The sequence below is a fragment of the Anaerolineales bacterium genome, assembly GCA_025808555.1.
Classification (GTDB): Bacteria; Chloroflexota; Anaerolineae; order Anaerolineales; family UBA11579; genus JAMCZK01.
Map to the genome: position 1 here is coordinate 2,054,364 of CP075526.1, position 23,065 is coordinate 2,077,428.

Below are 23,065 nucleotides of genomic sequence, written 5' to 3' on the forward strand. Positions count from 1 at the left end.
CGAAAGAGGCCGCATGCCAATGCGGCCGACTGAAGCAATCTGGTTTTTTGCGCCTATTCTTAACCCCAGTTTGCCACGCTCACAGAGCGCTTGCGCTCTGTAGCTCGCAATGACGTAGGGAGGCCAGATATCTTTTCAGTTGCACGGGGTACCCCCACACTAAAACGAACAACATCTCTGCCAAACTGTCTGCAGGTGGACTTTGCGCAGCAGCGCCAGCATATTGCTTTCGGCAGTCGGGTGGTTATACTGAGTGACACGGTATGGAGATCAACTCGTTAGTCGAACAATTGCCCAGCCGCTACACTCCCGTTGAGCATGAACTCATCCAGCGGGCGTATCGCTTTGCGGCGCGCGCCCACGAGGGCCAAAAGCGCGCCTCCGGCGAGCCCTACATCAATCATTGCATCGCCGTCGCCACGATCCTGGCCGAGCTGGAAGTGCCGGCTGTGCTGGTGGCCGCCGGCCTGCTGCACGACACCGTAGAAGATACTGACGTAACCCTCAAAGACCTCGAAAAAGAATTTGGCGAAGAAGTGGCCAAGCTGGTGGCGGGGGTCACCAAGCTAAGCCAGCTGCCGCGGGTCTCGCGCATCACCGGCGGCCCGAATAAGGGCAAGCGCAACGGACGCGCCGCAGAGAGCGAAGAAGCGCCGGAGGAGGACCGCAGCCGCGGTGCCGACATGGCCTCGGAAACGCTGCGCAAGACCTTCCTGGCCATGGGCGAGGATGTGCGCGTGGTGCTGATCAAGCTAGCCGACCGCCTGCACAACATGCGCACCCTCGGCTACCTGCCCGAGGAAAAACGCCAGCGCATCGCCAGGCAGACTTTGGACATCTTTGCCCCGCTGGCCAACCGCCTCGGTATTTGGCAGCTCAAGTGGGAGCTGGAAGACCTGGCGTTCCGCCATTCTGAGCCCAGCACCTACAAACAGATCGCCGCCAATATTGCTGAACGCCGCTCGGAGCGCGAGAAGACCCTGCATGACATCGAGAAGCGGCTCAAGAGCATGTTGCTGCAAGAGGGTATCCAGGCTGAGGTTTCCGGCCGCCCCAAGCATATTTACTCCATATACAACAAGATGCGCCGCAAAGGCGTGCCCTTTGAGGCGCTGACCGATGTGCGCGCCGCCCGCATCATTGTCAATGATGTGGCCACCTGTTATCAGGCATTGGGCATCATTCATTCCAAGTTTCGCCCAGTCCCGGGCGAATTTGACGACTACATCGCCGCTCCCAAGGACAACTTCTACCAATCCCTGCATACTGCGGTCATTTATGAAGACGGCCGCCCCCTCGAGATCCAGATCCGCACCATTCAGATGCATGAGAACGCCGAACTGGGCATTGCCGCCCACTGGCGTTACAAAGAGGGCACGCCCCAGGATAAGGACTACGAGCGCCGTGTGGTCTGGCTGCGCTCGTTGATGGACTGGATGCACGAGGTGGACGACGCCGGCCAGTTCGTCGACACCATGAAGACGGATGTCTTCAGCGATCGTGTGTACGCCTTCACGCCGCGCGGCGACATCATTGATATGCCCAGCGGCGCCACGCCGCTGGACTTTGCCTACCATGTGCACACAGACGTGGGCCACCGCTGCCGCGGGGCCAAGGTGAACGGCAAGCTGGTGGCGCTGGACAGCACCCTGCGTACGGGCGACCAGGTCGAGATCCTCACCACCAAGCGCGGCGGCCCCAGCCGTGACTGGCTGAACCCCAATTTGCGCCTGCTCAACACCGAGCGGGCGCGTTCCAAGGTGCGCCACTGGTTCAAGCGTCAGGACCGCGAGCTCAACATCAGCGTGGGGCGCGGCCAACTGGAGCGCGAGCTGCGCCGCCTGAGCCTGGCAGAGCTGGACATCGACCGCCTGGTAAAAGAGGCTGGTTATAAAGAAGCCGATGACCTGTACGAGGCGCTGGGCACGGGCGACCTTTCCGTCGGGCGGCTGATCGCCAAGCTGAATCTGGGCGAGCGCGAGCAGAAAGTAGAGCCGCTGCCGCCTGGGCGGCAGACGCCTTTCACCAGCGGCGACACCGTCACCGTGCTGGGCCTGCAGGGTCTGCTGACTGCGATGGCCAAATGCTGCAAGCCGGTGCCGGGTGACCCCATTGTGGGCTACATCACCCGTGGCCGCGGCGCCACCATCCATCGTAGGGATTGCCCCAACATTTTGCGCGTGCGTGACCGTGAGCGCCTGGTGCAAGTCTCGTGGGGCGCGCCCAAGAGCACCTACCCGGTCGCGGTGCGCATTCTGGCGTACGACCGTGACGGCCTGATGCGGGATGTCTCAACCCTGATCGCCGACGAAGGCGTGAGCATGAGCCAGGTCAAAGTGGATGTGGACCGTAACCAGGCCACGTTCGATCTGGTCTTGAACGTCGACAACATTGCCCAGCTGAGCCGTGTGTTAACCAGGGTGGAAACGTTACCGAATGTGCTGGAGGCGCGCCGCGTGCGCCCCGGGTGATCATGCTCTCCGTGGACGAAGCTCTGCAAAAATTGCTCGACGGCCTGCCGGTGACCGGCACGCAAAGCGTGCCGTTGGCTGAGGCCAACGGCCGCGTGCTGGCCGAGGACATAGCCGCGCCCTTCGCTTCGCCGCGCTTTGATAACTCCAGCATGGATGGCTTTGCCGTCCGCTCGGATGATGTGCAGGGCGCCAGCCGCCAGAAACCCAAGGGTCTATTGGTGGCGGGCGACATCCCGGCTGGCAAATCGGCCAGCACCACGCTGCAGCCCGGGCACAGCATGCGCATCATGACCGGCGCGGCGATGCCCGCCGGCGCCGATGCCGTGGTGCCGGTGGAAGACACCGATGCGCACAATCAGGCAGACAATGCGCTGCCGGCCGTGGTGCAGGTGTATGCGCCGGTGGACACCGGCGCATATGTGCGCCCGGCCGGGCAGGACTTTGCCAACGGCCAGCAGTTGCTGGCCGCTGGCACGCGCCTGCGCCCGCAGGAACTGGCGCTGTGCGCCATGCTGGGGCAGGGCGAGCTACAAGTCCACCGCAGGCCGCGCGTGGCCATCTTCTCCTCAGGCGATGAGCTGCTGGCGCCGGGCGAGAAATTGCAAGCCGGCAAGATTTATGAAACCAACTCGTTCACGCTGCAGGGTTTGGTGCAGGGCGCCGGCGCCGAGCCGCTGCTGCTGGGAACCGCCAAGGACACGCTGGCGGATGTCAAAGCCCATCTGGAGCGCGCCGTTGAGGCCGGGGCGGACCTCATCGTCTCTTCGGCCGGCGTGAGCGTGGGCTCATTTGATTTTGTGCGCGCCGCGGTGGAGAGTGACGGCAGCATCGATGCCTGGAAGGTCAACATGCGCCCGGGTAAGCCGTTCACCTTTGGCCAATACAAGAACGTTCCGTTCGTCGGGTTGCCCGGCAACCCCGCCTCGGCCTTCGTCGGCTTCGAGGTGTTCCTGCGCGCCGCGCTGCACAAGCTGGGCGGGGTACGGGGCTGGCAGCGCCAGGCCGTGCGGGCTCGGTTAATGGAAACAGTGGAGTCAGACGGCCGCGAAAGCTACTTGCGCGTCTTAATTCACTCTCACCCGCGCGAGTGGCAGGTTTATTTGACAGGCCATCAGGGTTCAGGTAATCTTTATTCGCTCGTTCAGGCCCACGCATTGTTGCATGTGCCGGCGGGCGTAAAGAAAATTCGTGCAAAGTCTCTTGTAGAAGTTTGGCCGCTATAGTGGAGGCGCCGCTTGCTTAGAAAGATCTTGATCGCCCTCAGTATCCTGGGCTTGTTGGATTCGATCTACCTCACATACGTCAAGCTGGTGGAAGATGGAGTGTGCGCCGTGGGCGGCGGTTGCGCCATCGTCAACACCAGTCCGTACGCCTCCTTGTGGGGCATTCCCATCGCCGCCATCGGCGGCGGCGCCTACCTGGTGATGCTCATCATCCTGCTGCTGGAAGAGCGCAGCGATTTCTTCGCCATCAATGGCAGCCTGATCGTGTTCGGCCTCTCGCTGATTGGCGTGCTGTACTCCGCTTATCTCACCTATCTTGAGCTCTACGTCATTCACGCCATTTGCCCGTTCTGCGTGATCTCGGCCGTCATCCTGGTTGCCATGCTCATCATCTCGATCATGCGCCTGCGCAACGACATGCAAACTGCCTAGAAGGTCGCCATGCCACGAATTCGCTGTCATTATGCTGATTGCGTTTTTCTCGACGAAGGCTACTGTGCCGCCGCGGCTGTAGAGCTGGATGCGGAGGAGGGTTGTCTTACCTACGCCGCCGCCGGCGAAGTCTCGGCGGAGGATGCCTGGGAGGATAACGAGGCCCTCGAAGAGGAGTGGGAAGAGGCCGGCTTCGCCCCCGACGAAGATGACGAGGACGAAGACGACGACTCCGAAGAAGAAGAGGAAGACGAAGAAGACCTCGACGACGAATAGACCCGCCTATTCGCCGTGGGCGCTAGCGCGTATATAATGCCCGCATGAGCGCCAACGCGCTGCCTAACCTCAAGAAAATCGCAGACTTGATCCGCGCCGGCAAGGGCGAGACTGCGCGTGCCCAGCTGGTGGAACTGCTGCGCACCCAGCCCGATAATGCCCAGGCATGGTACCTGCTCAGTTTTGTGGTGGATGACCCGCAGCGCAAGCAGTATGCGCTGATGCAGGCCCTCAAAGCCCAGCCTGACTTCGTGCGCGCCCGAGACCGCTTGCGCACCTTGCGCGGCGAGGCGCCCCCGCCGCCGAAACCCAAGCCCGCCTTCGAGGCCCCTGCGCCGCCCATCACGCCGGCGTTTGCGCCGACCAGTGACCTGGAACAGGAGCTGCGCCCTCAGGAGCCTGAGCCACACCCAAAGGGAAAATCACCTCTGCGCGGCATCCTGATCGGGTTGCTGCTGCTGGCGCTCTTGGCGCTGGCCTGGTTCTTTGGCGGCGATCTGCTGGGCGGTGGCCAGGGCGCGTTGCCCACCGCCACCAATCAGCCCTTCCGCACCCTGCCAGCCGTGTGGACGCCCACCGGCGGCGTGCTGCCGACGGAGGCCACCGACACGCCGGAGCCTGGCCCCGTGGCAACTTTGCAGCCGGAGGCGCAAGCCTTGCTGGACACGATCGGCGAGCAGGCCAGCCAACTGCGCGGCCTGGCGACCACGCGGCCGGTACAGGCGGTATTGGTGCAGGACAGCTCCGCCCGCGAACAACTCTCGACCTTTATTCCCAGCAACCCGGCCGAGACCCAGCGCAGCGAGCGCGCCTTGCGCGCTTTGGGCTTGCTGTCACAAGCCGGCTCATTGCAAGACTACGCAATCAATAAGCAACTTGACGGGTATGGCGCGGCCTACAACGCCGCCCAACGCCGCGTGTATCTTGTGGGCAGCCAGCTCAGCGATGGGCTGGCTTATGCCTATGCGCGCACCTTTGGTTTGGCGCTGGCGGCGGATGCGCATGCAGCGCTGTTCACCGACGCCCAGCGCTGCACCGTGTTCGATGACGCCTGCCGCGCTGCGCAGGCGATGCTGCAGGGCGATGCGAATTTGACCGGCGAAGAATGGTTGAGCGCACACGGCTCGGCCGCGTTTGACCCGGCCAGCCTGCCTGCGCCCAACTATGCGCGCCTGCAATCCGGCACCCCATCAGACTTCGCTGTGCTGGATGTGCGCTTCGCCGCCGAAACCGGGCTGGCTTTTGTGCGCAGCTTGCACACAGAAGGCGGCTGGGAGCAGGTGAATGCGGCGTATACGAACCCGCCCAGCACCACTGAGCAGATCCTGCATCCGGATAAATTTGCCGCCGATGAAGCTGCGCTGAATGTGCAAGCTGTGGACCTGGCGACTGCACTGGGCGCGGGCTGGGAGCAGCAGGCGAATGGCAGCCTGGGCGAATGGCTGACGCGCCTGGTGCTGGCCGCCGGCGCGGATAGCGCGGCGCGCATTCCGGAAGAGAGCGCCATCACCGCCGCGGCCGGCTGGGGCGGAGATAGCCTGCAAGTGTACTGGCGCGCCAGCGATGGCCAGGTGGCGATGGTGCAGCACTGGTTGGCCGATGATGCCGCCAACGGCCAGGAGTTGCATGCCGGCGTGCAGCAGTATCTCTCGCTGCGCTTTGGCGGCGCGCCGGGCGAGCTGGGCCGCGGGCGCTGCTGGCAGGCCGGCGGCCAGGCCGCCTGCCTGCTTGGCAACGGCGCCGAAGTGGTATGGCTGCTGCTGCCGGATGAGCCCGAGCTGATCAGCGCGGTGCTGGCCTTGTTCCCGCAGATTCCGTAAGCGACTGCAGCGTTGACATACGATTACCCACATAGTAAACTCGCCCGCGTTCTTAATTCGGCGAGGTAGCTCAGTGGTAGAGCAGGGGACTCATAAGCCCTTGGTCGTGAGTTCGAATCTCACCCTCGCCACACGAAACCCCGAGCATGCTCGGGGTTTCGTGTTTAAATCACCATTGCTTGTCTGTTAGGCAGGTTGATGTTGCGCGGACTGTCTGCATAGCAGTGCCGTGCGGAAGGGCTACATCAATCCCTTGACAGAAAAAAGCCCCGAAGCCGTTCGGGGCTTTTTTGTTCTAGAATTGGCGCATGCTCACGATCGATCAACAGACCGCCCGGCGTTTCATCCTTGGCAAGCAGGGGCTGTGGCCCGGCCGCCGCTGGAAAGGTGCGGCCGGCACCGAGAAGGCCATGCGCGCCATGGAGTACCTGCAACTGGACCCGCTGCAGATCATTGCCCGCAGCCACGACATCAAGCTGCACGCTCGGGTGCAAGGGTACAAGCCCGGCCTGTGGGAGCAGGTTGCCTACAAACAGCGCAAGTTCTTTGACTGGGGTGGGTGGCTGGCGGTGCGCCCCATGGATGAGCTGCCGTATTGGCGCGTAGTGATGCGGCGCGAGCGCGACACGGGTCATGTGAAAACAGCCAAGGAGCATGCCGCCGCTATCCAGGAGATGCGCCAGGTGCTGCGCGAGCGCGGCACGGTGAGCAACCGTGACTTTGAAATGGCAGCCCGCACGCGCACGAATAGTTACCGCGGGCGCAAGGACAGCGCCGTGGCCTTGTATTACCTCTGGCGGATCGGCGAGGTGATGACCCACCACCGCTCGAATTTTGAGCGGGTTTATGCGCTGACCGAGTCTGTTGCGCCAAAAGAACTGATCTATGAAGCCAGTGAAGCGGAGACCGACCGCTTTCTGGTGCGCAAAGAAATTAGCCATAACGGGCTGACCTGGCTCAAGCGCACAGCAGAAGCGTATTACCGGGGCGTGCCGTTTAACAGGATCGGTAGTTTGCGTGAGCAATTGCTGACGGAGCTGGAGATCATCGAGGTGCAGGTCGAGGGCTGGAAGCAGCCGCAATGCGCGCTGGCCCGCGACGCCAAGCTGCTGAAGGAGCTGGCGGCGGGGCGCGTGCCGAAGGCATGGAAGCCGTTGGGCGCCACGACCGAGCAGGAGGTCACCTTTTTCGCACCGCTGGAGCCGGTCAGCGCCCGCGGGCGGGCCAAGACCCTGTTTGACTTCGAGTACGTGTGGGAAGTCTACAAGCCTGAGAGCAAACGCAAGTATGGCTACTACACGCTGCCAGTGATGTGGGGTGAGCGGTTGGTGGCGCGCTTTGACAGCAAGCTGGATCGCACCACCAACACGTATGTCATCCTAGGCTTCTGGCTTGAGGACAATCGCCTGGCGAAGAACGAAGCATTTGCCGAAGCCCTGGCCGCCGGTTTCGAAAGTTTTGTTGGCTTTCTGGGTGCGGATAAGCTCAATGCCAAGGCAGTCAAGGAGCCAATGCTGCGCAAGCGGCTGGCGCAGGTCAAGCCTTAATCTGGCCTTTATTCAGATCGGAAACAATTTGGGCCTTTGCGGCGTTAGTAGACATGCGCCTTGTTGCGTACGCGCTCCCTGGAGTAGCGCCACTATGAAGAAACTTTGCCTCACTTTGTTTGCTCTGCTATTGGTCGCCTGTGCGGCACCGCCGCAGCCGACGAGTATTTCACTGGAGCCAGCACCGACTGTGGCTGAACCCACAGCGCAGGCCGAGACTGCTCAGCCTGAGACGCCCAGCTTTGAAGCAACCACGTACCAAGACGCAGAAGGACGCTTTAGCCTGCAGTACCCCGCGAGCTGGAATATCCTGGGCGGCGAGAGCGGGTCACGCGGCGACTATGTGCAAATCGCCTCGTGGGATCCCGGCTCGGCTGGGCTAACGGAGGTGCCGGAAGGCGAAAGCCTGCTGCAGATCACGGTCTACCAGTGGGATCCGAAAGGTGACCTGGGCGCCCGTCTTGAAATGCGCCGCACTGCCTTCAACAACTCTGGAATCATTATTGCTGAGGAAACCGAAGTGACGCCGGATGGCGGCCCAGCCGGCGTACGCATGCGCCTGATCTCCTCTGGCGAGGAAAGCCTGACTTACTTTTTTGTGCTGGGAGATGAATACCTGGAGATCAGCGGCATGGGTGACCTGCAATTGCTTGACCAGGTCATTCAGACCTTTGAGTACACCAACTAAGATGGCAATAGACAAAAAGCCCTGGCATTGCCAGGGCTTTTTGTTTGCTAGAATCAGCACATGCTGATCCTTTTGCATTCATCCAAGGCCATGCGCTCGGCGCCGGGGCAGGTAGGCAGGCTGGATACACCGCAGCTACTGCCCCAGGCACGTGAGCTTGACAACTATCTCAAGTCGCTGAGCCCGGCCAAGCTGGCCAGCATGATGAAGCTATCAGCACCGCTAGCGGCCAAGACGCATGCGCTGATAGCGGCTTGGACCGATGCGCCCGGCCAGCAGACCGCGGCCCTCGACAGCTTTATTGGCGATATCTACAGCGGCATGCAGGCGCCCAGCCTCCGCATGGCGGAGCGCGAGTACGCCCACAAGACACTGCGCATCCTCTCAGGCTTATACGGCGTGCTGCGCCCGCTGGATGGCATTGCGCCGTACCGGCTGGAGATGGGCTACAAGCTGCCCGGCTTCGCGCACAAAGACATGTACGCGTTCTGGGGCAGCATGGTGGCGGACACGCTGCCCACCAAGGGTGTCGTCGTTAACCTGGCGGCCAAGGAATATTACGATGTGGTGACGCCGTACATGGATGCGGAACGCTTCGTCAGCCCCAAGTTCCTGACCATTAATCGCAAAACCGGCGAGCCGGCGTTCGTGACCGTGCATGCCAAGGTGGCGCGCGGTGCGTTCGCCCACTGGCTGCTGGTCAACCGCATCAAGGATGCGGCTGACCTGCCGGGCTTCGACGAGATCGGCTACCGCTACGACAAGAAGCGCAGCACGCCGGACACGCCGGTGTTCGTATGCAAGGATTTTGGCGGCACAGGGCTCAGCATCCGCATGCAGGATAAGGCGGGGCTAAGCTAGTTTTACATCCAGCGCCACGGGCAGGGCGGTGGCGGCCCAGTCATTCAATGGCGCGCCCGTCTCCCAGTGATAGTACTTGGCGGCTAGCAGGCGGCGGGCCAGCAGTTGCTCCTCGGCATCCACCACAATGCGTCCGTTGGCCTGGAAGGTTTGCTTGGCGAGGCGCACTTGCACAGCGGGCTGGGCCAGCAGGTTCTTGACCCAGTCGCTGGAGTGCCCGCCCCCGGAGAGCAGGTACAGCGTGCTGTCATCCAGCCCGAACCAGATCTCGATCTCGTGAGGCTTGCCGCTGATGCGGCCAATGGTGGTGAGGTAGCAGTAATCCACGCTGGCAAATGTATTAAATTCACTGGTCATAATTTCACTCCATTAATCCGCAGCTAACGATATTCTTAGTCAAATAGCTTGACACAGAATGAGTGCCGGATATACTGTGCATAGATAAACGTCTGGGTGCCCCCCTCACCTAGGCGTTTGTCGCTTTAATAGACCAAATGCAGGCCAAGTGCGGCCAAATCGAGGCCAAGTGGGGCTATGATAAACTAACGCTGTCCACTCAGTTCTGAGGAATTTTCACACATGGCTCAAAAAGCAAATTCATCTTTTGTGCGGGAAGACGTGCTTGCCGATTATCGCTTGGCGTATCGTAGCCGTCAGGCCAGCCTGATCGGTCGCCGTGAGGTGCTGAGCGGCAAGGCCAAGTTCGGCATCTTTGGGGACGGCAAAGAGCTGGCCCAGATCGCCATGGCCAGGGCCTTCCAGCCGGGTGACTTTCGCTCGGGTTATTATCGTGATCAGACCTTTATGCTTGCCATTGGTGAGCACACCCTGGATGAATTCTTTGCCCAGCTGTTTGCCAATACGGATCTAAAAGCCGAGCCGGCCACCGGCGGCCGCGCCATGAATGCCCACTTCGCCACGCGCAGCCTCAACCCGGACGGCACCTGGAAGAACATTGCGGAGCAAAAAAACTCCTCATCAGATATTTCGCCCACCGCTTCGCAGATGCCGCGCCTGGTGGGGCTGGCGCACGCCTCCAAGTTGTACCGCGAAGTAGAGGAGCTGCATGCCTTCACGCAGTTCTCGCGCAAAGGCAACGAGGTCGCTTTCGGCACGATCGGCAACGCCAGCAGCGCCGAAGGCATGTTCTGGGAGGCGGTCAACGCCATTGGCGTGCTGCAGGCGCCGGCTGTGCTCTCCATCTGGGATGATGGCTACGGCATCTCGGTGCCCAATCAGCACCAATTGACTGCGGACCTTTCGCGCCTGCTCTCAGGCTTCCAGCGCAGCCCGGGCGGCACAGACGGCTTTGATGTTTACACCGTGCCCGGCTGGGATTACGAGGCGCTGGTGGCAGCCTACGCAAAAGCGGCCGCCACTGCCCGCGAGAGCCATACGCCGGCCATTTTGCATATTACTGAAGTGACCCAGCCCCAAGGCCATTCGACCTCTGGCAGCCATGAGCGCTACAAGACTGCCGAGCGCCTGCAGTGGGAGCAGGATTTTGACTGCTTGCCGCGCTTCCGCCAATGGATCGTGGGGCAGGGCTTTGCCAGCGAGATGGAACTCGACGCTTGGGAGCAGCAGGACCGCCAGGATGTAGAGGCCACCCGTGTGCGTGCCTGGGAGGCGTATACCGCGCCGATTCTGCAGGAGATGCAGACCCTGGCCGATATTCTGGTGGAAGTGGCCGGCGCATCGCCGCACGCGGCTGAGATCAACAAGATGACCGCGGCCATGCAGGCGGCCGCCACGCCGCTGCGCCAGGACATGCTGGTGGCCTATCGCAAGGCGATGACTTTGCTCAAGGACGAGGCGCTGCCGGGCAAACCGTTTCTGGTACGCTGGAAGCAGGAGCAGGACACAATCGCCGAGGAGCGCTATGCCTCGGAGCTTTATACCCACGCGGCCGAACGCGTACCCGAGGTCAAGCCGGTCTACAGCGAGAGCTCGCCGATGCTGAATGGCTTCGAGATCGTCAACAAGGGCTTTAACGCCATGCTGGCGCGTGACCCGCGGGTGGTGGCTTTTGGCGAGGATCTCGGCTTGTTGGGTGACGTCAATCAGGGCTTCGCCGGTCTGCAGGAGATCTACGGCCCCTTGCGTGTAGCCGATACCGGCATCCGCGAGGCGACCATCATGGGTCAGGCCATCGGCCTGGCGCTGCGCGGCCTGCGCCCAATTGCAGAGATCCAATATTTGGACTACTTGCTATACGCGCTGCAGATCCTTTCGGACGATGTGGCTACGTTGCACTGGCGCACCAAGGGCGGCCAGAAGGCGCCGCTTATCGTGCGCACCCGCGGCCACCGCCTGGAGGGCATCTGGCACTCCGGGTCGCTGATGGCGGGCGCGCTGCACTTGCTGCGCGGCATGCTGGTGTTGGTACCGCGCAACATGACCCAGGCGGTGGGCTTCTACAACACGCTGCTGGCGGCGGACGAGCCGGCCGTAGTGGTGGAAGTGCTCAATGGCTATCGCCTGAAAGAGCGTTTACCGGACAATGTGGGCGAGTTCACCGTGCCAGTGGGCGTGCCCGAAGTGCTACGCGAAGGCAAGGATGTCACCATCGTTACCTATGGCCCGCTGTGCCGCATCGCCGGCGAAGCCGCCGAAGCACTGGCAGCGCAGGGCATTGAAGCGGAGATCATTGACGTGCAGTCGCTTATGCCGTTCGATCTGCACGGCCGGATTGTGGAGTCTCTCAAGAAGACCAACCGCGTCCTGTTCCTCGACGAGGATGTGCCGGGCGGCACTTCAGCTTTCATGATGCAGGAAGTGCTGGAGAAGCAGGGCGGTTACCAGTGGCTCGATTCGGCGCCCAGGACGCTGACCGGCAAAGCGCACCGCCCAGCCTATGGCAGCGACGGCAATTACTGGTCCAAGCCCAACACGGAAGACATCTTCTATAGCGTGTATCGCATGATGCACGAGGCTCAGCCTCAGCGCTATGCGCTTTTCTTTTAGTTAATTGTGGGATAGCGACGGCAGGCGCACAAGGAAGCTTGTGCCTTGCCGCGGGGCGCTTTGCAGGCTGATCTCGCCGCCGTGCAGATCCACGATCTCTTTGACCAAGGCCAAACCCAGCCCTGTACCCCCAAAGCTGCGCGAGCTGCTGCCATCGATCTGGTAGAAGCGGTCAAACACGCGTTCCTGCTGTTCGAGCGGGATGCCAATGCCCGTATCCGTGATGCGAATGCAAATGTGCTCGCCCTCTTGCGAGGCGTGCAGCTTCACCTGGCCGGCGGGTGTGAACTTGATGGCATTGTCCACCAGGCTGCTGACCAGCGTGCGCAGCAGCGTCTCTTCGCCGTGCAGAGGCGGCAGCGCGGGCTCGACGTCCCAGACAAGCTCCAGCTGCTGGGCCAATGCTTTGGCGCGCAGGCCCGGATAGGTGGTGTTGAGCACATCGTTGAGATGCAGCGTGGTGAAGTCGTTGCGTTGGTCTTTGAGGTTCAGCAGCGAGGTGAGATCTTCCACCATGCGTGTCAGCATCTGGGTGCGGCGGGCAATGATCTCCACCGGCTCGTGGTAGCTCTCCGGCAGCGGGCCAAGATCGCCGCTGCTGAGGATCTCGATGTAGCCGCTCACGATCGCCAGCGGCGTGCGAAACTCGTGCGATACGTTCTGCACGAACTCATCACGCAGGCGGGCCAGTTCCTCCTGCTGCTTCAGCGTTTCGGCCAGCTCGTCGGCGCGACGCTCGGTATCCGCCAACAGGCGGATGCGCTCCAGCGACAGCGACACTTGACCGGCCAACGCTTCCAACAGCTGCAGATCCGTTTGGGTGAAGGCGTGCGGCTTGTGGTTCTCCGTGTCCAGCACGCCGATGATCTCGCCGTTGATGCGCAAGGGCACGCACATCTCAGAGCGCACGCGCTCGTCCACCATCAAGTAATCTGAATCGCGGGTCACATCACCCACCATGACCGGCTTGCCGCTCACCGCCACGCCGCCTGAAATGCCGCGGCCGAGCGGGATGGCGGGGGTGGGGTGGTTGCCAATCTGGTGATAGGCCTTGTGCTCCAGCACCTTGCGCTCATGATCGATCAGCAGGATGCCAAAATTCTCGGAGAAGAGCGAACGGCCCACCACGCGGGCGGCCTGTTGCAGGAACTCATCTTCGCTCGAGGCGCCCATGCCGGCAGTGGCGATCGCATGCAGGGCGCGGGTTTCTTCCAAATGACGGCGCGAGAGCTGCAACAAGCGCTTGTTGTAGATGACGGTGCCCAGCTGGTTGCAAAGGATCTGCAGGGCATTCAGGTCATCGGTGCCCAGCAGCGTGTCTTTGTTGCTGATCACATCCAGCACGCCGTACAGGCGGTTACCCTCCATGATGGGTACGGCGATCTCTGAGCGCGGCTCGCCAAGGCTTTCGTGATGCAGGTACAGCGGGTCTTTGCGTACATCCGCAGCCAGGTACGGTTTGCGCGTGCGCGCTACGTGGGCAATGATGCTCTTGCCGGGTGAAACACTATCCAGGCTGAAGCTGGGCATGGGTGCGCTGATCTGCCCACCCTGGCTGAGGGCATTGAGCGAAAGCTCGCTGGTGCCCTGGGTCAGCGTGAGAATGGATACATGGTGCAGATTGAAGCGCTCAGCGATGACGTGCGTGACAGCTTTCAGGAAGTCGTCCACATCTCCGCTGGTGGTGGCCGCCATGCCAATGTCGGCAGCGGCCTGCAGCTGTGCGCTGCGCTGGCTCATCAGGGAGTGGCTGCGCTCGGCGCTGAGCAGCGAGGTGCGCAGGGCGTGCTCGCCGATGATGGCCATCACGGCCACGAGCACAAAGTTCAGGATGACGATGACCGTTGGGCCCCAATCAGGCTGCCCGCCGATGGCGGGGTTGGCCACGGCAATATACAGGACCGCAAGCGTGCTGAGTGCAGCCAGGCCCAGGCCGCCGGCCGGCCCCAGCAGCACGCCAGCCACTAGGATGACAGTGTAGAGCGTGCTGATGCCGGTGCTGGTCACCTCGCCCAGGGCGGTGGCCCAGATGGAGACCACCAGCCATAGGCCCAGAATGTAGAGAAAGGCAGCCAGGCGCGGCTTGCGTAAATGCAGCAGCGCCAGGCAGGCGGCTTGCAAAGCCACGACCATGAACTCAAAACCGATGTTAAGAAAAGGCGTCTTCGGCATCACCAGAGTAATGCCGATGTGGACCACAATAATGCTCAGCCCCACCCAGAGCAGGAAGTTGAGCATGCCGGCCTGGCGGTTGATGTTTGGATCTTCGAAGCGGGGCGGCAGCACGAACTTGGGCCACTGGACGCGTGAAGAGGCAGGTCCCCCCTGACTTGGGCCTAGAGCTTGATCCATGAATGTACCCGCGAAGTTTAGTGTGTTGCTATTTCTTCTTACTGGTGGGGACTGGACTTGTCAGCTCAGCGGGCAGGTGAGGCATATCAATGGCGGCCTCATCGCAAAAGAGCATAGCACGCTCTAAAACGTTGCGCAACTCGCGGATGTTACCCGGCCAGCTGTAGTTCATCAGCACCTGCATTGCCTTGTCGGTCACGTCTTGCACGTTCAGGCCCATGCTGGAGTTGAAATGGTTGACGAAGAAGCCCACAAGTTCCGGAATGTCCTGCTTGCGCTCACGCAGGGCCGGCACCTTGAGTTGGAGGGTATTGAGGCGATACAGCAAGTCTTCGCGGAACTCGCCTTTGGCGATCATCTCCGGCAGATTGCGGTTGGAAGCTGAGACAAGCTGCACATCTACCTTGATGAGCACGTTGCCACCCATGCGGCGAAAGGAGCGTTCTTCCAGGGCGCGCAACAACTTGGCTTGCATATCGGGCGCCATGGACGAGATCTCGTCGAGGAAGAGCACGCCATCATTGGCCTGCTCCATCAGGCCGATCTTCTTCTTGTCGGCGCCGGTGTAGGCGCCAGCTTCGTGCCCGAAGAGTTCGGACTCGATCATGGTGCTTTGGAAGGCGGCGCAGTTGATCGCCATGAAGGGCTTGTCTCGACGCGGGCCGATCTTGTGGATGTGCTTGGCCACCACTTCTTTGCCCACCCCCGTTTCACCCTGGATCAGGATCGAGACGCCCGCCTGAGCGCCGCGCTCGGCCTGCTGCAGGAGCGTCTTCATCTCCGGGCTGTTGCCGAGCACAAAATCGCCGTACTGGGTCTCGCGCAGGTGCAGCAGCTCGCGGCGCATGGCGACGATCTCGCCAGCGCGCTGCACAGATTTCTCCAGCCGTTTGAAATCGACCGGCTTTTGCAAAAAATCGTGTGCGCCGTTCTTCATGGCGTCAACGGCCATGTTGATGTCGCCGTTGCCGGTGATGACAAGCATCAACGGGCGCAGGGGCATGGAGACGGTCTCCTCAAGCAGAGAAGTGCCCAGGCCGTCCGGCAACTGGACATCCATCAGCACGATGTCTGGGCTGTTTTGCTCCAGCAGCTGGCGGCCAGTCTTGAGATCGGCGGCTTCCAGCACTTCGTAGTCCTTCTTCTTTAGGAAGGCGGATACGTTGTCGCGGGCAGTTTTCTCGTCTTCGATCACCAACACGGTCAGGGTCATAGTGTCGGGCTCCTTCTAGTTCTGGGCGATGGGCAAGAGCAGCTTGAACATCGTGCCGCCGGGGAAGCTCTCCAGCGAGATGTCGCCCTTGTGGGCCATGATGATGCGGCGTGTGATCGAGAGGCCCAGGCCTGTGCCCTCGCCGCCCTTGGTGGTGAAGAAGGCATCAAAGATACGGGCGCGCAGCTCCTCCGGCACACCGGGGCCATTGTCCGAGATCACCACTTCCACCATGTCATCGCCGGCGCGGCTGACGTTGAGGGCCAGCAGCCCGTTTTCCTGGTTACCCATGGCCTGCATGGCGTTGGTGAACAAGTTGGTGAAGACCTGTTCCAGCGCGTGGGCATCGCCCATGATAAGCGGTATGTCTTCGCTGATCTGCAAATGGTCTTTGATGTTCTTGCGCTGCAGGCGCACGCGCCAGCGGGCCACCTGCTGACGGCAGAACTCGGCGATGTCCATTGGCTCGGGCTGGTGGGCGCGGCCGCGGGCCACGCCCAGCATGGAGTGCATATAGCGCGCCAGGCGCTCGCAATCCTCCAGCATGGTACGCAGCTGCTCGTGCCCCGGGTCGTTCTCGGGCAGGCTCATCTGCATCAATTGAAGCGAAGTGCTGATGTTGTTGAGCGGGTTTTGCATTTCGTGCGCAAAGATGGCGGCCACATCGCCCAACCAGGCGCGGTCGCTCATTTGCAGGGTTTGCAGGTGGAAGGCCTCGTGCTCGCTGAGGTCGCTGATGAGGATCGCCAGGCGGGTGATCTTGCCGTCAGGCGCAATGGGCGCCAGGCGCACCAGCGCCAAAAATTCCTGCCCGTCGCGGCGCAGCAGCTTGCGCTTGCCCAGCTCCATCACTTCGTTGGCCTGCAGGGCCAACTCCAGTTCGGGCAGCAGGGCACGGGTGCTGATGAGCACCTCGTGCACCGGGCGCTGTAGCACCTCGGCCTGTGAATAGCCCAACATCGCCTCGGCGGCCATATTGAGCTCGGTCAGGCGCAGCGCCGTATCGGTGAAGAGCACGCCGTCTTGCATGTGCTCGCGCAAGGCGGTATTGACCCGGTCGCTCTCAGCCAGACGGCTGGCATCCCGCCGCCAGGTGCTGCTCATCTGGGCGTTCAGCGCCGCAGTGGCGGCGCTGGCGGCCAGGATCTGCAGCAGGGTCAGCAGTTCTTCGCTGGGGCGGGCGTCTTCGCCGGCGGCGGCCAACAGGCCGGCCTCCGGCTGGGTCAGGTCCAGCGGCGTGCTGGCCAGGTAGCTTAGTTTGCTGGCATGGGCGGAGCGTTGCAGTGTGGATTCAATGCTGCGGCCGGGCTGCCAGACCTTGGGCACGCGCAGTGCGCCTTGCTCAGCGGAGTCAAGTTGGGTGGGGAAATCAACGCCGCTGCCGTGCACGGCCTGCACTTGCATTGCGCCGTCAGGGCCGGGCGTGTAGAGCACCAGGTGGCGGGCGCCAGTCAGCAGCGCGCCGGCCTGCAAAATTTGGCGGTACGCCGAGGCCAGTTCGGGCTGCTGGGCGGCCAGGCTGAGCAGGTGCAGCGCTTCCCAGCGCTGGCGATTGTCCTCGCCGGCCGGGGCGCTGGCGCCGATCTCGAAGCTGAGCGCCAGCCACTGGTCTGTGCCGTTAAGCGGGCTGATGGTGACCAGCACCGGCGTGTTCTGGCTGTTACGTTTGATGAGCGCGGTGGCTTGCTTGCCGCGCTCGTTCAGTTTGAGCTCCGGCAGCAGGGTGCTGACGTTGAGCTCGCTCAGCTCCTTGCGCGTGAAGGCGGTCAGCTCGGTAGCGGCCCCGTTAGAAAACAAAATGCGCCCCGAGCGGGCGCTGGCGATCAGGGTGGGGTGCGGCAGTAGATCAAGCAGGGCATGAATTTCTTCGTTGCCCGCGCTGCGGCGTTTGAAGGGTGAGAGATCGCCAATGGTGAGTGTCATTTAGCCAACCGCCTGCGGTTTGCGCAAATGCGCCGGCAGGATGCCCTCCATTGTGCGATATTTTGCGACGGTGCGCCGCGCAACTTCGTAGCCTTCTTTTGCCAGTAGCTTGGCCAGCGTGGTGTCGCTCAGCGGCTTGCGCTCGTCTTTCACGATCTTCTTCAAGGCGGTGCGGATGTGCAGGCTGCGGTCGAAGAACTGCGCCAGCGGCACGATCTTGCCCGAGGGTAGCTCGACCGACTTGCCGGACACGGCCCGCGAGACGGTCGACTCGTGCACGCCCAGCTCATCAGCGATCGTGGCGCGGGTGAACGGGCGCAAGTGTGCGTCGCCGCCCAGGATGAACTGGCGCTGCACCACGGCCAGCACCTGCATCAGGCGCACGATGGCTTGGTTGCGCTGGGCCAGGCACTTGATGAGCAAATTGGCCTGCTCGAGATCGATCTTCCATTGGTCAGACTTGTCTTCGGGTGCCTCTTGCAGCGCCTGCTGAAAGAGCGGGTTCACGCGCAGCACGCCGCGCAGCGGCCAGGTGACTTCCACTACCAGGCGGCCGTCTTCCTGCTGCTTGATGATGAGATCGGGGCGCTGGTATACGGCCGGGGCGCCGGTGGTCGGCGTGCGCAGGCTGCCCCAGTGAGCGCGGGCGGGGAACGGGTTCAGGTTGGCGGCGATGAACTCAGCCACTTGCTGGGCCTTGGCCTTGCTCACACCGAGCAGACTGCCGAGTTCGGCGTATTGCTTCTTGCTCAGAGCGCCCAAGCCTTCGGTGATGGCGCGGGCGCACAGGTCGAAGTTGGGGACCTGCTCGCCCAGGACGCGCAGTTGGGTCAGCATGGCTTCGCTGGTGGAGCTTGCGCCGACGCCGATAGGCTCCGCCATCATGATTATGCGCGCAACTTCTTCCACGTCCGTGACCGGTACGTGGTGGTAACGGGCGACTTCTAGCAGCGGCACAGTCAGCAGGCCGTCATCGTCGAGGCTGGTCAGCAGGTGAGCGGCAATCTCTTGTTCTTTGGCGGTCAGCTCGCCGGCGATCTGGCGTAGCACAAAGCCAGCCAGATCTTCCGGCTGGGCGGCGTTGAAATCTTCGGGCAGCTCTTCGCCGCTGCGGGCGCTGCGGCCAAAGCCATCTTCGGGCGGGGCGATGAAGACCACCGGCTCGTCGCCCTTGGCGCTGTCAATGGAGACGCACGCGCCGCAGCGGGCGCCGGGGCGCAGCAAGCGGCCGCAGCTTGGGCAGTGGCGGCCTTCGAGCAACTCGAGGGCCGGGTTGGCGGCGAGGGCCGATTCGATCTTCTGGTTCAATTCTTGCAAGTTAAGCCCAAGCAGGCTCATGGTTTGAGCCAGGTGGGCGGTGGCTTGCGGGCGCTGGGAAGGGCCCTGGCGCAGAATAGGAGTGAAGGCCATTTTGTGCTCCTGAGGCGTGGATTATAGGGATACGCCCTGAAAGATGCAAGTTCTATGCCAGGCGAATTGCGGTCGAGATCCACACGCGTGGGCGTTGCTACTCGGCTAGGTCTTTATCAGTTGGCCGCCAAAAAAGCCAAACGGCGCATCAACCCATCGGTTGACCGAAGAGTCCATCGCTCGATAACCCAAATTCAATCTTCCTGCCGGTTACTTTTCCCGGCCCGGACGCTATCCTGTTGACAGCCTAAAAGTCAGAAACAACAGGAGGTTGTTATGAAGAAGGAAACAATTTGGGAGCACGAACGAAGATTAACGGGGGTGGTTATGGTGCTCATGGGCGCTATCTTCCTCTTGGGGACGTCCGGCATCACCATCGCAGGGCGCAGTCCCTGGATGCTGGTGGGCGTGATCCCCATTTACTGGATCGGCGTCTCGGCATACAGGAGCTACAAGGAAGAAGGTCGTCTCACCCGCCGTGTCCTCAGCATTGCCGTTTACGCCCTGATACCCTTCGCCTACATCGCCGCGCTGGCGCTGGGATACAGCGTCTCACGCCTGTGGCCTCTGGGCATCATCGTCGTTGGCATTTCATTCCTCTTGTTGGGCGGTAAGCCCTCTAGAAGGAGTGGTTAATGAACAAACAGAAGCACAGTTGCATACAAATGCAACTGGAGGAAGCCAAGCTGAAAAGCGGCCGCTACAACGCCGACTTCGCTTTGCAGAGCTCTACTCTGACTGGCCGGGGCAGGGATCTGCTGGAGAGGTTTCGCAGCACGGCCGTTCGCCTGGGTGGGGACTTCAACACGCCCACAACGAACAGCCTGGGTGTGGCCGGCCTGCGCAATGAGCTGGACTGAGCTTGCCCCTCAACTTGCCGTAAAAAGCAAATAGAGATGGAGCTTGAAAGGAAAATATGGTGACAAAAGTTATCGAAGTACGAAATCTACACAAGATTTACGACGGAGTTGCGGCGGCGGATGATGTTTCCTTCGACGTGAATGAAGGCGAGATCTTTGGCATCATCGGACCAAATGGGGCCGGCAAGACAACGACGATCGAGGCAGTCATCGGGCTGCGCAAACCAGATGGAGGAAGCATCTCGGTGCTCGGTCTGGACCCGCAAACCGCAGTACACCAGCTGGGCAACCGCATTGGCACTCAGCTGCAACAAGCAGCGCTGCCCGACCGGATGAAGGTATGGGAGGCGCTGGACTTGTACGCCTCCTTCTACGAAAAGACGGTCGCCTGGGAACCGTTGCTACGGCAATGGGGCCTGGCCGAGAAGCGGAACACTCAGTTCGGCGGCCTTTCCGGTGGGCAGAAGCAGCGCCTGTTCATTTCGCTGGCCTTGCTCAACGACCCGGAAATCGTCTTCCTGGACGAGTTGACAACAGGGCTGGACCCTCAGGCTCGCCGGGCAACCTGGGACCTGATCCGCTCCATCCGCGAGCAGGGCAAGACCGTTGTGTTGATCACCCATTTTATGGATGAGGTTGAAGCGCTGGCAGACCGGGTGGCCGTAATTGACCACGGTCGCATCATCGCCCTGGACACCCCCGGTAGTCTGATTGCCAGCCTGGACAAGGAGACGAAGGTTATCTTCTCAGTTCCCAACGGTTTTCAAGCGGCGCGGCTGGAAAGCCTGAGCGGCGTCAACGCGGTGAACCAGCATGACCGGCAGATCACCGTCAGCGGCAGTGGGCCATTGCTGGCCAAGGTGGCCGCCGCGCTGGCCCAAGACAACATCGCCCCGGCAGACCTGCGCGTGCAGCAAGCCAATCTGGAGGATGTGTTCCTCGCATTGACCGGGCGAATGATCAGAAACTGAGTGACGGTGATAGCACGCATATTCAAGGAGTTAGATCATGAAGTCATTTCTCAAGCTCACCTACATAGAGTTGAAACTGCAGCTCCGCGAGCCGGTAGCCGTCTTCTTTACCCTTGCCTTCCCTGTGATGGTAATGGTTCTGTTCGGCTTCATCTTCGGCAACGAAGCCGAGGAGCTGCTTGGAGGCTACGGCCAGGTAGACCGCTCCGTGCCTGGGTACATCGGCATGGTTGTTGGCACCATGGGCCTGCTGAGCATTCCTACCAAGCTGGCCAATTATCGCGACCTCGGCATTCTGCGGAGGCTGCGTGCAACGCCCCTAGGCTCCGGCCCGGTGTTGTGGTCGCAAGTGGCGGCGCAAGTCTTGATGACAGCCGCAGGCATCCTCTTCCTCTTCATCGCCGGCCTGGCGATCTTCGACCTGCGCATCCCTAGCGGCAATCTGGCCATCGTTCCAGCCATCCTGCTGGGCGCCTTTAGCTTCTTCGCTGTGGGCTTCGTGCTGGCCGGCGTCATGCCATCCGCCAGGACGGCACAGGCCGTGGGCATGGCTGTCTTCTACCCCATGCTGTTCCTCTCCGGTGCGGCGATGCCACGCTACATCATGCCTGAGCTGGTGCAGCAGGTCGCCGGATTCCTGCCGCTGACGCATGTCGTCATCCTGGTCGAAGATCTCTGGTTGAAGGGCGCCTGGAATTTTGTATCCGCGGCGGTGCTCGCAGTAGTCCTCATGCTGGGCCTGGTGGTATCTCGTTTTACATTCCGCTGGGAGTGATGGTACATTGGCAATGACTTTCACTGGCATGGACCATGAACATTATGCACGAAGGACAGAATGACGTCTGGGTGAAGTGGGGCTGGCTGTGGAAAGCACTTTTCTACGCCGCGGTCATCGTTTCCACCTGGCTGATGCTGCTGGACGATGACCGCATGGCCCCGGCCTGGGCGGCGCTCTTGCTGACGGGGCTCTTGTTGCTCTGGCATTGGGGCGGCTTGAAGCTGGCCCACAGGAAGCCGGGCTTTTTGGGCAATCCCCGCTTCATCGTTATCATTGGCGTCATCGTTCTCTGGTTCGCGTTGCTCAGAACATCACCTGCCTACTACTTCATGCTCTTCGGTCTGTTTGGTGAGGTTTTTCGCCATCTACCGCTCCGCTATGGTGTGGTTGCCGTACTGGTTCTGACGGGATTTATTGTTTACGAGCAGCTGGCGAATGCCGGCACGAATTTCTCGTTGACAAATCGCACCGTCTGGGTGTTCGTCTTTACGGCTCTGGGCGCCATCGTCCTTGGTGTGTGGATTACTGCCATTATTGGGCAGAGTACGCGGCGCCGGCAGCTGATTGAGCAGCTGGAAGCAACCCGGGCCGAGCTCGCTGCGGCGGAACGTCGCGCCGGGATTCTGGAGGAACGCCAGCGGCTGGCGCGGGATATTCACGATACGCTGGCCCAGGGCTTCACCAGTATCGTTATGAACCTGGAGGCGGCTGACCAGTCGCTGCCGGATGGGTTGGACTCCCTGCAAAAGCATCTCGACCGGGCGCGTGAGACAGCGCGGGCGAGTCTGGAACAGGCGCGCCGGGTGGTGCATGCTTTGCGGCCACAGCTACTGGTTCAGAGCTCACTACCGGATGCCATCGAACGGACGGCCGCCCGATGGCGCGAGGAAACCGGCATCCCTCTGACCACGACCACCACCGGCGAGGCTGTCCCCTTGCATCCTGACATTGAAGTGACGCTGCTGCGAGCTGCTCAGGAAGCGCTGGCTAACATTCATAAGCATGCCCGGGCCACAGCCGCGCAGCTCACTCTTTCGTACTTCGATGATGCGGTTGTGCTGGACGTTAAGGACAACGGCGTATCTTTTGCCGGGGCAGCCGCGTCGCCGTTCTCCGGCGGTTTCGGCTTGCAGGCGATGCGCGAAAGGGCCGAGGGTTGTGGAGGCTCAGTGACCCTGGAAAGCGAACCTGGCGAAGGCACGACGGTTGTCGTTTCCATCCCGATTTATAGTTAAGGAGACCATAGGCTACTCCGAGGCAGATTGATGAT

General features: G+C 61.6%; 19 protein-coding genes and 1 tRNA gene. 15 read left to right on the forward strand and 5 right to left on the reverse strand.

From position 1 onward, the window contains the following. The first annotated feature begins 263 nt into the window (after positions 1-263). The 9 genes from KIT08_10295 (at position 264) to KIT08_10335 (ending at position 9,321) form a co-directional block, all read left to right on the forward strand. A complete protein-coding gene (locus KIT08_10295) occupies positions 264-2,471 on the forward strand; it encodes a bifunctional (p)ppGpp synthetase/guanosine-3',5'-bis(diphosphate) 3'-pyrophosphohydrolase (GenBank protein UYN89474.1) in 2,208 nt (735 codons plus the stop codon). An 11-nt stretch (positions 2,472-2,482) separates the two neighbouring features. Continuing rightward, positions 2,483-3,697 carry a molybdopterin molybdotransferase MoeA gene (locus tag KIT08_10300; protein ID UYN89475.1) on the forward strand — a complete coding sequence of 405 codons (1,215 nt, stop codon included), beginning with the start codon at positions 2,483-2,485 and terminating at the stop codon, positions 3,695-3,697. A 12-nt stretch (positions 3,698-3,709) separates the two neighbouring features. Next, the gene (locus tag KIT08_10305; protein ID UYN89476.1) at positions 3,710-4,129 is read left to right on the forward strand and encodes a vitamin K epoxide reductase family protein; all 420 of its coding nucleotides are present in this window, start codon (positions 3,710-3,712) and stop codon (positions 4,127-4,129) included. Between the two features lie 9 nt (positions 4,130-4,138). Continuing rightward, on the forward strand, positions 4,139-4,405 hold the full coding sequence (locus KIT08_10310; protein UYN89477.1) for a hypothetical protein: 267 nt from the start codon (positions 4,139-4,141) through the stop codon (positions 4,403-4,405). Positions 4,406-4,449: 44 nt separating this feature from the next. Then, entirely contained in the window at positions 4,450-6,225 is a 1,776-nt protein-coding gene (locus tag KIT08_10315; GenBank protein UYN89478.1) for a hypothetical protein, read from the forward strand. Between the two features lie 59 nt (positions 6,226-6,284). Beyond that, a tRNA-Met gene (locus KIT08_10320) sits at positions 6,285-6,356 on the forward strand. Between the two features lie 177 nt (positions 6,357-6,533). Next, positions 6,534-7,772 (forward strand): YcaQ family DNA glycosylase, encoded by a 1,239-nt coding sequence (locus KIT08_10325; protein ID UYN89479.1) that lies wholly within the window; start codon positions 6,534-6,536, stop codon positions 7,770-7,772. A gap of 190 nt (positions 7,773-7,962) precedes the next feature. Then, entirely contained in the window at positions 7,963-8,460 is a 498-nt protein-coding gene (locus KIT08_10330) for a hypothetical protein (protein ID UYN89480.1), read from the forward strand. Between the two features lie 60 nt (positions 8,461-8,520). After that, positions 8,521-9,321, forward strand: a complete 801-nt coding sequence (locus KIT08_10335) for a YaaA family protein (GenBank protein ID UYN89481.1) — start codon at positions 8,521-8,523, stop codon at positions 9,319-9,321. Here the strand turns inward: KIT08_10335 and KIT08_10340 are convergent. Then, positions 9,313-9,678 (reverse strand): nitroreductase family deazaflavin-dependent oxidoreductase, encoded by a 366-nt coding sequence (locus KIT08_10340; protein UYN89482.1) that lies wholly within the window; start codon positions 9,676-9,678, stop codon positions 9,313-9,315. The genes KIT08_10335 and KIT08_10340 overlap by 9 nt on opposite strands. 222 nt (positions 9,679-9,900) lie before the next feature. On the opposite strand from KIT08_10340, the gene KIT08_10345 reads away from it, so the two are divergent. Beyond that, positions 9,901-12,288, forward strand: a complete 2,388-nt coding sequence (locus KIT08_10345; protein ID UYN89483.1) for a hypothetical protein — start codon at positions 9,901-9,903, stop codon at positions 12,286-12,288. Here the strand turns inward: KIT08_10345 and KIT08_10350 are convergent, their stop codons facing one another. Genes KIT08_10350 through KIT08_10365 form a run of 4 tightly spaced genes read right to left on the reverse strand, consistent with a single transcriptional unit; the run spans position 12,289 to position 19,186 of the window. Next, positions 12,289-14,640, reverse strand: a complete 2,352-nt coding sequence (locus KIT08_10350) for a GAF domain-containing protein (protein UYN89484.1) — start codon at positions 14,638-14,640, stop codon at positions 12,289-12,291. It abuts the gene before it with no gap. A gap of 28 nt (positions 14,641-14,668) precedes the next feature. Next, on the reverse strand, positions 14,669-15,853 hold the full coding sequence (locus KIT08_10355) for a sigma-54-dependent Fis family transcriptional regulator (GenBank protein UYN89485.1): 1,185 nt from the start codon (positions 15,851-15,853) through the stop codon (positions 14,669-14,671). Between the two features lie 15 nt (positions 15,854-15,868). Then, entirely contained in the window at positions 15,869-17,776 is a 1,908-nt protein-coding gene (locus tag KIT08_10360) for a PAS domain-containing protein (GenBank protein ID UYN89486.1), read from the reverse strand. Next, positions 17,777-19,186: a hypothetical protein gene (locus KIT08_10365; GenBank protein ID UYN89487.1), complete on the reverse strand. Its 1,410-nt coding sequence runs from the start codon at positions 19,184-19,186 to the stop codon at positions 17,777-17,779. A gap of 276 nt (positions 19,187-19,462) precedes the next feature. Between KIT08_10365 and KIT08_10370 the strand changes: the two genes are divergently transcribed. From KIT08_10370 to KIT08_10390, 5 genes are read left to right on the forward strand one after another with little or no spacing between them, the layout of a single operon-like run. Next, complete coding sequence (locus KIT08_10370) at positions 19,463-19,822, forward strand: hypothetical protein (protein ID UYN89488.1); 360 nt, start codon at positions 19,463-19,465, stop codon at positions 19,820-19,822. Beyond that, entirely contained in the window at positions 19,822-20,046 is a 225-nt protein-coding gene (locus tag KIT08_10375) for a hypothetical protein (protein ID UYN89489.1), read from the forward strand. The genes KIT08_10370 and KIT08_10375 overlap by 1 nt, the downstream gene beginning before the upstream one ends. 59 nt (positions 20,047-20,105) lie before the next feature. Continuing rightward, positions 20,106-21,017 carry an ABC transporter ATP-binding protein gene (locus tag KIT08_10380; protein ID UYN89490.1) on the forward strand — a complete coding sequence of 304 codons (912 nt, stop codon included), beginning with the start codon at positions 20,106-20,108 and terminating at the stop codon, positions 21,015-21,017. A gap of 37 nt (positions 21,018-21,054) precedes the next feature. Next, entirely contained in the window at positions 21,055-21,792 is a 738-nt protein-coding gene (locus KIT08_10385; GenBank protein UYN89491.1) for an ABC transporter permease, read from the forward strand. Between the two features lie 35 nt (positions 21,793-21,827). Then, positions 21,828-23,030 (forward strand): sensor histidine kinase, encoded by a 1,203-nt coding sequence (locus KIT08_10390; protein ID UYN89492.1) that lies wholly within the window; start codon positions 21,828-21,830, stop codon positions 23,028-23,030. The last annotated feature ends 35 nt before the right edge of the window (positions 23,031-23,065 follow it).

What these genes read in the sequence shown, in the direction of transcription:
- KIT08_10335 (UYN89481.1), top strand. Translation starts at nt 8,521, where the DNA reads ATGCTGATCCTTTTGCATTCATCCAAGGCCATGCGCTCGGCGCCGGGG.
- KIT08_10390 (UYN89492.1), top strand. Translation starts at nt 21,828, where the DNA reads ATGAACATTATGCACGAAGGACAGAATGACGTCTGGGTGAAGTGGGGC.
- KIT08_10365 (UYN89487.1), bottom strand. Translation starts at nt 19,186, where the DNA reads ATGGCCTTCACTCCTATTCTGCGCCAGGGCCCTTCCCAGCGCCCGCAA.
- KIT08_10340 (UYN89482.1), bottom strand. Translation starts at nt 9,678, where the DNA reads ATGACCAGTGAATTTAATACATTTGCCAGCGTGGATTACTGCTACCTC.
- KIT08_10310 (UYN89477.1), top strand. Translation starts at nt 4,139, where the DNA reads ATGCCACGAATTCGCTGTCATTATGCTGATTGCGTTTTTCTCGACGAA.
- KIT08_10355 (UYN89485.1), bottom strand. Translation starts at nt 15,853, where the DNA reads ATGACCCTGACCGTGTTGGTGATCGAAGACGAGAAAACTGCCCGCGAC.
- KIT08_10315 (UYN89478.1), top strand. Translation starts at nt 4,450, where the DNA reads ATGAGCGCCAACGCGCTGCCTAACCTCAAGAAAATCGCAGACTTGATC.
- KIT08_10345 (UYN89483.1), top strand. Translation starts at nt 9,901, where the DNA reads ATGGCTCAAAAAGCAAATTCATCTTTTGTGCGGGAAGACGTGCTTGCC.
- KIT08_10370 (UYN89488.1), top strand. Translation starts at nt 19,463, where the DNA reads ATGAAGAAGGAAACAATTTGGGAGCACGAACGAAGATTAACGGGGGTG.
- KIT08_10385 (UYN89491.1), top strand. Translation starts at nt 21,055, where the DNA reads ATGAAGTCATTTCTCAAGCTCACCTACATAGAGTTGAAACTGCAGCTC.
- KIT08_10375 (UYN89489.1), top strand. Translation starts at nt 19,822, where the DNA reads ATGAACAAACAGAAGCACAGTTGCATACAAATGCAACTGGAGGAAGCC.
- KIT08_10295 (UYN89474.1), top strand. Translation starts at nt 264, where the DNA reads ATGGAGATCAACTCGTTAGTCGAACAATTGCCCAGCCGCTACACTCCC.
- KIT08_10360 (UYN89486.1), bottom strand. Translation starts at nt 17,776, where the DNA reads ATGACACTCACCATTGGCGATCTCTCACCCTTCAAACGCCGCAGCGCG.
- KIT08_10350 (UYN89484.1), bottom strand. Translation starts at nt 14,640, where the DNA reads ATGGATCAAGCTCTAGGCCCAAGTCAGGGGGGACCTGCCTCTTCACGC.
- KIT08_10325 (UYN89479.1), top strand. Translation starts at nt 6,534, where the DNA reads ATGCTCACGATCGATCAACAGACCGCCCGGCGTTTCATCCTTGGCAAG.